At 44.4% G+C, this 9,827-nt stretch carries 9 protein-coding genes and 1 pseudogene; 5 read left to right on the plus strand and 5 right to left on the minus strand.

Features of this window, described 5'->3' with window-relative positions:
- Positions 1–318: 318 nt before the first annotated feature.
- Positions 319–648: a hypothetical protein gene (locus tag Q3C19_RS13375; protein WP_302729916.1), complete on the minus strand. Its 330-nt coding sequence runs from the start codon at positions 646–648 to the stop codon at positions 319–321.
- Positions 649–658: 10 nt separating this feature from the next.
- Positions 659–1,531 (minus strand): IS982 family transposase, encoded by an 873-nt coding sequence (locus Q3C19_RS13380; protein WP_302729918.1) that lies wholly within the window; start codon positions 1,529–1,531, stop codon positions 659–661.
- Between the two features lie 239 nt (positions 1,532–1,770).
- Here Q3C19_RS13380 and Q3C19_RS13385 point away from each other — a divergent pair, with 239 nt between their 5' ends.
- From Q3C19_RS13385 to phoU, 5 genes are read left to right on the plus strand one after another with little or no spacing between them, the layout of a single operon-like run.
- Positions 1,771–2,550 carry a phosphate ABC transporter substrate-binding protein gene (locus Q3C19_RS13385; RefSeq protein WP_302729931.1) on the plus strand — a complete coding sequence of 260 codons (780 nt, stop codon included), beginning with the start codon at positions 1,771–1,773 and terminating at the stop codon, positions 2,548–2,550.
- A 43-nt stretch (positions 2,551–2,593) separates the two neighbouring features.
- Positions 2,594–3,787 (plus strand): phosphate ABC transporter permease subunit PstC, encoded by a 1,194-nt coding sequence (gene pstC, locus Q3C19_RS13390; RefSeq protein WP_302729920.1) that lies wholly within the window; start codon positions 2,594–2,596, stop codon positions 3,785–3,787.
- Between the two features lie 30 nt (positions 3,788–3,817).
- The gene (gene pstA, locus Q3C19_RS13395) at positions 3,818–4,675 is read left to right on the plus strand and encodes a phosphate ABC transporter permease PstA (protein WP_083802666.1); all 858 of its coding nucleotides are present in this window, start codon (positions 3,818–3,820) and stop codon (positions 4,673–4,675) included.
- A gap of 18 nt (positions 4,676–4,693) precedes the next feature.
- A complete protein-coding gene (gene pstB, locus Q3C19_RS13400; RefSeq protein WP_087209736.1) occupies positions 4,694–5,446 on the plus strand; it encodes a phosphate ABC transporter ATP-binding protein PstB in 753 nt (250 codons plus the stop codon).
- Positions 5,447–5,499: 53 nt separating this feature from the next.
- On the plus strand, positions 5,500–6,219 hold the full coding sequence (gene phoU, locus Q3C19_RS13405) for a phosphate signaling complex protein PhoU (protein WP_302729925.1): 720 nt from the start codon (positions 5,500–5,502) through the stop codon (positions 6,217–6,219).
- 237 nt (positions 6,220–6,456) lie between these two features.
- On the opposite strand, the pseudogene Q3C19_RS13410 reads toward phoU, so the two are convergent.
- From Q3C19_RS13410 to Q3C19_RS13420, 3 genes and pseudogenes are all read right to left on the minus strand, one after another.
- Positions 6,457–7,566: pseudogene (locus tag Q3C19_RS13410) on the minus strand (RHS repeat domain-containing protein); the annotation flags it as partial.
- A gap of 78 nt (positions 7,567–7,644) precedes the next feature.
- Complete coding sequence (locus tag Q3C19_RS13415) at positions 7,645–8,115, minus strand: hypothetical protein (protein WP_302729927.1); 471 nt, start codon at positions 8,113–8,115, stop codon at positions 7,645–7,647.
- Positions 8,112–9,827 (minus strand): RHS repeat domain-containing protein (locus tag Q3C19_RS13420; RefSeq protein WP_302729929.1); only part of this gene is annotated, 1,716 nt, incomplete at its 5' end. The genes Q3C19_RS13420 and Q3C19_RS13415, both read right to left, overlap by 4 nt.

The following is a 9,827-nucleotide window of genomic DNA, read 5'->3' on the forward strand; positions in this document are numbered from 1 at the left end:
TGCTACAATGATTTATATGAGACTTCAATAGGTCTTATATTTGAAATAGTTTAATTATCAGTTCGTTATTTTATGTATGCTTTCATTCAATCTTACTAATCTAATATATACATGTTAAAGCCTCGATCATCATAAACATCTATAATGATTCTTAGATTTATGTGACAAAAACAGAAAATCCCCCTATTTGACCTTAATTCGCTATGCCGTAAGGTTCAAATAGGGGAATATTATCGCTAAGATGTTGATAGAATATTTATTAATATAGATTATAAAACTTGATGCTCTAATTTTTTACATAAATTATCCTGAGAGTTCTCATTCTGTACAATTTTGCTTCATAAAAATCTCCAGGCTATCAGCATCCGCACGTGCAAAAAAGCTAATAAGGAAACAAGGGGTTTCATGTTCATAGAAAAATAGTATATTGTTTTGAAAGAATAAATAGCGAATATATTCCCAACTGGAATCCCAAAAATATTCTTTTTTTAGAACACCTTCTTTTGTTACATATTCACGTATCAATCCCCTAATGCCATATTTCTGATATATAGAATCGCTCTTAGCATCTTTTACTAATGGACGTGATATATTCTTACGTGAGTTCGGGATAATCTTAAAACAAAACCAATTGTCTTGTATGTTCAATGGTATATCCCTACAATGCTTCAGGCTTATTGTCATAAAAGTAATATGCTGCCAATGCCGCAACAAGATTCATTAAGAAATTATTGATGGACCTGTGTCTTGAATGTACTAATTTTGCTGTATTCTTGAGCATGTCATTAATGCACTCGATGACAAAACGCTTACGCAACATGATTTTATCCCAAAATGGCATCAGTTTGTTTTTCATGTTCACTTTGATTCCTGTAACAAGATGTATGCCATCTTTAAAAAGGTCCTCAAAAAGTCTTGGAGAGATGTACCCCCTGTCAGCAAAAAGCCTGCCGTACAGCTCTTTGGCAAGTACGTTCCAGACTTTGGGATTCCTGTCATCCACATTGGCTCCGGTAAGACAGAAGGTGATGATTTCTCCCCGGTCATTGCAGGTGAAATGCAGCTTGAACCCGTGACACCACCCCATCGTCCCCTTCCCGTCCGTGGCCATGCCCTTGAAAACCTTGTTGGCATAGCGTCTGAGGTTATGACAGACCGGAATCATCGTGCTGTCCACGAAACTGATACCCGAACAGCGGCCAAAGGCATAAAGCTTAAGGAAAAACATCAGTTTGAAGAACACACGGCTTTCAAGTTCCACAAACCTGTTATAGGATACCGCATCCGGAAAGTCCTGATGCAGATGTACCCTGATATAATGCAGGTAGTAGTGCTTGAAGTTGGCGAACGTGCCAAAATGAAATACAATCAGGATGGTCATAATCTCACCATCGGAAAGGGAGGCATTACGGTGCCGACGGCGGATTCCGTTTGAAGAAATAAGTTCGCCTTTAGCAATTTCCATATCAAATTTCTTGCTGAATTCATCTACCATACAGAAAATATCCGTAATTTTGTCTTGGGTAATCATAGAACCTTGGTTTTGTAAGTTATTGTTTGTCAGACTCAAATTTACAAAATATTTCTGTGATTACCTGTTTTTCTTTCCATTATTAACTTATTAGCTTATCCCGAACTCACGTAATATTTTTGTAACACCCCTTTCGGAGAATTCGTTGTACCTTTGGAGCCGTTAAATTTTAGAATCAAAAAACTGGATATTAACGGCGTATGAAGAAATGTGTTTCTTTTTTCTTAGGAGCGTGCTGTATGTGTCTTCCTGGCATACTGATGGCACAACGCATCAAGGGAAGCGATACCGTACTTCCTCTTACTCAGGAACTATCGGAAATGTACATGAATCAAAATCCCTCTGCTACAGTTACTGTCACCGGAGGCGGTAGCGGTGTAGGAATCTCGGCATTACTTGACGGAACAACCGACTTGGCAATGGCATCCCGAAAAATAAAGTTCAGCGAGAAAATGAAAATGAAACAGTCGAAGCACGAGCCCTGCGAATATATCGTGGCATACGATGCACTGGCTGTTATTGTCAATCCTCAAAATCCGGTTAAACAACTTACCCGCGAACAATTGGAAGGCATCTTCCGGGGCAAAATCACCAACTGGAAAGAAGTGGGAGGTGAAGATGCCCGCATCGTAGTCTACTCGCGCGAAACGTCTTCGGGTACATACGAATTCTTCAAAGAAAGTGTATTACACAACAAAAACTATATGAGCAGCGTACTCTCTATGCCTGCCACAGGTGCTATCATCCAATCAGTACGCCAGACCAAAGGCGCTATCGGCTATGTAGGATTGGCTTACCTGAATCCTTATGTGAAAGCCATTGCCGTATCCTACGACCAAGGCAAACACTACGTCTATCCCTCGGTAGAAAGCGCGATGCGAAAAGAATATCCCATTGTCCGTCCGTTGTATTACTATTACGACAAGCAAAACGAAAAGAATGTCATGCCATTCCTCAATTTCACCACCTCGAAAGAAGGGCAAGCCAAAACATTGGATTTGGGCTTCATTCCTCGTTAACCACGATACGTAATAGGTATATATAAATAAGGTATATAGAAATATGAAAAGATTGATTGATAACATCGCACGGTATGTGCTTACCGTGAGCGGATTCACCACCAGTGTGGTAATCCTGCTGATTATCGGCTTCTTGTTCAAAGAAGCAGTAGGCCTCTTCAACAATCCCATCGTAGAAGACGGATACGTGCTGGCACTGAACAAGGAAAACAATGTAAAACGACTCAGCGCACAACAAATCAAAAACATTTTCGATGAGGAAATCACCAACTGGAAAGAAGTGGGAGGCAAAGACATGCCCATTACCGTGTTCCGTCTGGATGACCTCGACAAGCATTATACAAAAGCGGAATTAGGAGCGGAATATGAATATGCCGGCGACAAGATTGCTGAACAGGTTCACCAGACTCCGGGTATTGTTGCCTACGTCCCCGATGTATTGATGAAAGGACAAAAAGACATCCATTACATCGAAAACCAAGATATTCCCGTAAAGGATGTCTTATTAGGCAACGAATGGTTCCCTACCGCAACTCCTTCCCCTATTTTCGGTATTCTTCCATTGATTAGCGGTACGCTATGGGTAAGCTTTTTCGCTATCCTCATCGCCTTGCCTTTCGGGCTTGCCATTTCCATTTATCTTGCCGAAGTGGCAAACGAAAAGACCCGAAAATTCCTGAAGCCGATTATTGAATTACTGAATGGTATTCCTTCTGTCGTTTACGGTTTCTTTGGCCTGGCGGTCATCGTACCTTTCCTCCAGCAGACATTCAACCTGCCTGTAGGTGAATCGGGGTTGGCAGGCAGCCTGGTACTTGCCATCATGGCATTGCCGACCATCATCACCGTAGGCGAAGACGCCATGCGCAGTTGTCCGCGAAGCATGCGCGAAGCCAGCCTTGCCTTGGGAGCTACACAATGGCAGACTATTTATAAAGTCGTAATCCCGTTTTCTATTTCCGGTATTACCTCTGGCATTGTATTGGGCATCGGACGCGCCATCGGCGAAACCATGGCGGTATTGATGGTAACTGGTAATGCAGCAGTCATGCCCCATAGCATCCTGGAACCATTGCGCACCATCCCGGCAACCATTGCTGCCGAATTGGGTGAAGCGCCTGCCGGAGGTGCACACTACCAGTCACTTTTCCTGCTGGGTGTCATCCTGTTTTTCATCACTTTAATTATTAACTCTTGCGTAGAAATCGTATCTTCGCGCAATAAATTCAAGAAATAACGTATGGCTGTAGAAATCGATCCGTCTTACATGAAGCACAAAAAAGGCATTCAGAAAGGAATGTTCACTTGCTTCCGCATACTGAGCTACTTCATTGCAGCAGTATTGTTCTACATATTGGGATTTATCATCGTAAAAGGCATCAGCGTCATCAATTGGGACTTCCTCACCCAGGCTCCTACCGATGGTATGACCAAAGGAGGAATCCTGCCTGCCATTGTGGGTACGTTTTACCTGATGATAGGAAGTGCCGTATTCTCGTTTCCTGTAGGTGTGATGAGCGGCATTTATATGAACGAATATGCCCCTAAAGGCAAAATGGTAAACTTCATCCGCACAATGACAAACAACCTTGCCGGCATCCCGTCTATCGTATTCGGCTTGTTCGGTATGGCTTTCTTTGTCAATTACCTCGACTTTGGCGACAGCATCATAGCCGGTTCGCTTACGTTAGGCTTGCTTGCCTTGCCGATTGTCATCCGTACCACTGAGGAAGCTTTCAAAGACATCCCAAACAGTTATCGCGAAGGAAGCCTTGCTTTGGGCGCTACCAAGGCACAGACCATCTGGAAAGTATTGCTGCCTATGGCGATGCCCCGCATCATTACCGGACTGATACTTTCATTGGGACGTGTATCAGGCGAAACCGCCCCTATCCTCTTTACGTGTGCCGCCTATTTCTTGCCCAAGCTGCCCGAAAGCATCTTCGACCAATGTATGGCGTTGCCGTATCACCTGTATGTCATCGCTACCAGCGGTACCGACATTGAGGCACAAACGCCTATCGCCTATGGCACAGCATTTGTTCTGATTGTCATCGTACTGATTATGAACTTGCTTGCCAACAACATCCGAAAATATTTTGAAAACAAATTAAAATCCAAATAAACCATAATCGTCATCTGTATGAATAAGATTGAAGCTAAAAACGTAGATTTCTATTACGGCGACTTTCATGCGCTGAAGAATATCAATATCACGATTCCAAACAATGAAGTGGTTGCCTTTATCGGTCCTTCCGGATGTGGTAAATCAACCTTCCTGCGCTTGTTCAACCGCATGAACGATTTGATTCCGGGAACCCGGTTGACTGGAGAAATCTGTATTGACGGACGGAACATCTACGAACCGTCGATCAATGTAGACATCTTACGCAAAAACGTGGGTATGGTATTCCAACGTCCCAACCCGTTCCCGAAAAGTATCTTTGAAAATGTAGCTTACGGGTTACGCGTCAATGGCATCAAAGACAAGGAATTCATTACCGAACGGGTGGAAACAGCATTGAAAGGCGCAGCCTTGTGGAACGAAGTGAAAGATAAGTTGAAGGCTTCTGCCTACGATCTCTCCGGAGGACAACAGCAGCGTCTGTGCATCGCACGTGCCATGGCAGTAGAACCTTCGGTATTGCTGATGGACGAACCGGCATCTGCCCTCGACCCTATTTCTACTGCAAAGATTGAAGAACTGATTTGCGAACTGAGCTCACAGACTACTGTAGTCATCGTAACCCACAGCATGCAACAGGCTGCCCGCGTAAGTAACAAGACTGCTTTCTTCTATATGGGCGAAATGGTAGAATACGGCGAAACCAAGAAAATCTTTACCAGCCCCGATAAAGAAGCTACCCAGAATTACATTACCGGACGCTTCGGATAAATTGTCAACTATTAATTGTCAATCATTAACTATTCACTATTAATTATACAGACATGGTAAAATTTGTAGAAAACGAACTTCTCAACATCAAGACAGAAGTAAACGATATGTGGCAGTTGGTTTACCAACAACTGAACAATGCCTATAAATCTGTATTGGAAGTCAATATGGAACTTGCCGATAAAGTAATATTACGCGAAAAACGTGTCAATGCATTCGAATTGCGTATCGACAGTGACATCGAAGATTTAATCGCATTGTACAATCCCGTAGCTGTAGACTTGCGCTTTGCACTTGCCATGCTGAAAATCAATACCAACCTGGAACGCATCGGCGACTATGCCGACAGCATCGCACGCTTTGTCATCCGCACCGATTTGAAACCGGAAAACAAGGCACTGTTTGCCGAACTCCAGCTGGAAGACATGTTCAATATGGTATTGCACATGCTCAGCACCACATACGATGCTTTGCAGAAACAGGACATCGGACTTGCAAAATCCATCTTCGACAAAGACGAAACATTGGATATCTTGAACAAAAACGCCATCGATACACTGGCGGCATACGCCAACGAACATCCCGAAGATATCAAGTTGTGTCTGGAAATTGCAGGCATCTTCCGCAAATTGGAACGTGCGGGTGACCACATCAACAACCTTGCCGAAGAAACTGTATTCTACATTGATGCGGAAGTATTGAAACACCACAAATCAATGCTTAGAGATTCGGAAGAAGAAAATCTGGAAAACGACAACAAAGCAGAAAGCTAAATCCGAAAGGAAACCTCCATAAAACAAATCCTCCGGCATGCTGCGGTTCACACCAGAACCGGCAGATGCCGGGGCTTTATGCTATAAACAAAAAATGAGAAACGACCTATCAATCAGAGAAGAAAAAAGCAAGGATTTTCCCTTCATACGTAGCCTGACCGAACAGGCATTTCTAAACGTACCGGAAAGCGACCATACAGAACACTTGCTGGTGGAACGCCTGCGGCAATCAGAAGCCTATATTCCGGAACTGTCTTTGGTGGCAGAAACAAACACAGAATTTTCAAAGAAATCGCGAGGGCTATCAAACTCGTGCTCTCCCAAATCATCAAACTTACGACCGCCAACAAATTCACCAGAAGAATAGACATTGTCGCCATTAACAGAGTAATAGCCCCATTTACCATTATCGTTCTGGATAAGCATTCTCATGTGCATTCCTTCACTGTGATGAAGAACTACAATACTATCCCCATTCACATCAATATTCCTCATCGGGCAGTTTGCCGCATACTGATACGGTGACATTGGATAATACTTTTCCGCGAAGCGGTCTTGTGTATGGAATCTTCCTATCGCCGCATCATAGTGCCGTGTCCCATAGTCGTACCAGTTCAGGCCCTTTTTCGTGTCCAGCTCCTTGCCGTTGTACTTGTAAGGCTGTACACTCGTAGAGTTGGCGAAGACACCGCCGAAGGGGTAGTAATGGTTCGTTTCCTCCACTGTTCCGTTCTGGTCGATGACCACGCGGTTGTTTCCCTGATGGTCCTGCAGGTAGTAGTGGTACTTGCTGTCGGCCAGGGTAAGGTAACCGGCTTCCGTCAGCAGCAGCTTCTGCACACCGTTTTCATAGATCACGTTGCCGCAATAGTCCGTTGTGGTGGTCGTACCGTTGATGACGTGCTTCGTGCGGAGCTTGGTTCCGTCGGTTGCATAGGTGTATTCAATGGTGCTTCCGTCCGTGAACGTGACCTTGCTTGGCAAATTTAAACAATTGTATTGAATATTGCTAATGTTTTTATTCAAATCTTTCGTCAGATTGCCGTTGGCGTCGTAGGCGTATTCGTTCGCTTGCTTTACGACGTCCTTGAACTCGAAGCCGTTGTTGTAGGCAGATGCCGTTACCGCGTCATCCACACGGTTCAGCTGGTTGCCGTTGAGCGTGAAGGTCAGGTTGTCAATTAAGCCATATCCGCTTGCGGAAGTCTGCCCATACCGTTGCAGAGCAAGTATGTTTCCGTTCTTGTCGTAACCAGTCACTTTCTCGGTGAATCGGTTGGCGTTTGTGGTTAGGGAAGTACCTTCGCCATAGACCGCATCCAGCATGCGGTTCAGCCCGTCGTAGGTGACAGATAAAAAACAATCCTTGAAACAGACAATATCTGATCTGAATCAAGGATTGAAAACTATTGTGGCTTAGCTCGTTTATTCCATTAAGTATATTGCTCTATTTTCCTGTTCACCAGACACGGCAATATAGTGTGTGTAATCAGCAATAAAATATACTGTTACTACTAATTTTTTATTTTCACGAGGAGTCCATGACAGTTCAAGGACATCAATAGGATAATTTATACCCACAGCTTTTAAAGCGGAAGATAAATAATAAAATGAAGGTCCGTCTCCACTTGTATAGTCCTTCCATAGATGATCAGAAAATGGAACGCCATATTTTTGCATTACCTCAGACAGCGTACATCCCGCTATCCCCAGGCAGGCAAAGGAAATTTGGTCATCGGTTTCGTGGACAGAATCGCAATCTGCATGCTGATAATATTCGCGTATCTTGGTTTGAAGTTGAGCGAAATTATATTTATCCTCGCTACTTGGTTTCGTCTGTCTCCCCGAGCAGGACAGGCAGAGCAATACTATTCCTAATGCAAATGTTTTTTTCATTTTGGTTCTCTATTTTTGTCATTAATGTAATAAGTCGTTTTCATATAATCAACCCAAGGCACGTCTTTGTACCATTTCATAAGGAATTCGTACAGTTCTATTGGCTGGGTCAATAGTATATCCAGGTTTTTCTTTTCCACCTTTCCATTCCATGCCCCCATAATATTATTACTCCACGAATCATCAACAGGTTGATCCTTCTGAGGACCATTCTTGATGTATTTATCAGCCAGCCCGATTATATGTCCAAATTCATGAGGAGCCGGATTGTCGTCTCTGATGTTGAATCCATTACGTCCAAATCCTCTGAAAAATCCTTGATTGGTATATTTGACTTTGGAGGTTGTTTCAGGATCCATTTTTACTTCCATATAATTATTCACTCCGTTGAAGTTCGGCTCTTCATCTTTGCCGGCAGCATAGACATTTATATCCCATTGCAGATTATAAGTTTTATCCTGATATTCATAGGTGGTCTGTTTCCCCCAGGTAGCCATGATACCGGCTTTATAAATTCCTGCCAATTGGGATGTGGCATGAGGACCGGTAAGGATAATATTGGCTCTAATCACGATATTGTCACCATAGATTGAGATAATTCCATCTTTGCCGTTCGGGTCGATATGCTTTATCGGGTTGTTGTAGCAGTACGCATACGGCGAAGTCTCGTAATATGATTCCGATGAGGGATCCACCGTCGCAAACCTTCCTACCGCCGCATCATAGTGCCGTGCCCCATAGTCGTACCAGTTCAGTCCTTTCTTCGTGTCCAGTTCCTTGCCGTTGTACTTGTAAGGCTGTACACTCGTAGAGTTGGCGAAGACACCTCCGAAGGGATAGTAATGATTCGTTTCCTCTACCGTTCCGTTCTGGTCGATAACCACGCGGTTGTTTCCCTGATGGTCCTGCAGGTAGTAGTGGTACTTGCTGTCGGCCAGGGTAAGGTATCCGGCTTCCGTCAGCAGCAGCTTCTGCACACCGTTTTCATAGATCACGTTGCCGCAATAGTCCGTTGTGGTGGTCGTACCGCCTATTGTATGTACCGTGCGGAGCTTGGTTCCGTCGGCGGCATAGGTGTATTCAATGGTACTTCCGTCCGTAAACATGACCTTGCTTGGCAAATTTAGTGAATTGTATTGAATATTGCTAATGTTTTTATTCAAATCTTTCGTCAAATTACCGTTGGCATCGTAAGCATATTCGTTAGCCTGCTTCACGGCGTCCTTGAACTCGAAACCGTTGTTGTAGGCCGTAGCGGTGGAAGCATCGTCCACCCGGTTCAGCTGGTTGCCATCGAGCGTGAAGGTCAGGTTGTCAATGAGCCCGTAGCTGCTTGCTCCCGTCTGTCCGTACCGTTGCAGGGCAAGTATGTTCCCATTCTTGTCATAGCCGGTCACCTTTTCGGTGAAGCGGTTGGCGTTGCTGTTTAGGGAAGTACCTTCGCCATAAACGGCATCCAGCATGCGGTTCAGCCCGTCGTAGGTGAACTTGTAGCCGCGGGTGGTTACCTCGCCGTCTGCCTGCCAGGTCATGCTGCTGATGTTACCGTTGTAGCAGGGGGTGCCGTTCCCGGTGTTGTAATACAGGTTCTGTGAGAACTTGGTGCCGCTGATGGCTGTCAGCCAGCCGCGGAGGTTGTAGTCGTAGTTCAGTCGGTTGGCGGAACTTCCGTGGTAGTCCGTATGCGACAGTCGGCACAACTCGTCGTACGT

The sequence above is a fragment of the Bacteroides sp. ET489 genome (assembly GCF_030518095.1).
In the GTDB taxonomy this organism is placed as follows: Bacteria; Bacteroidota; Bacteroidia; order Bacteroidales; family Bacteroidaceae; genus Bacteroides; species Bacteroides ndongoniae.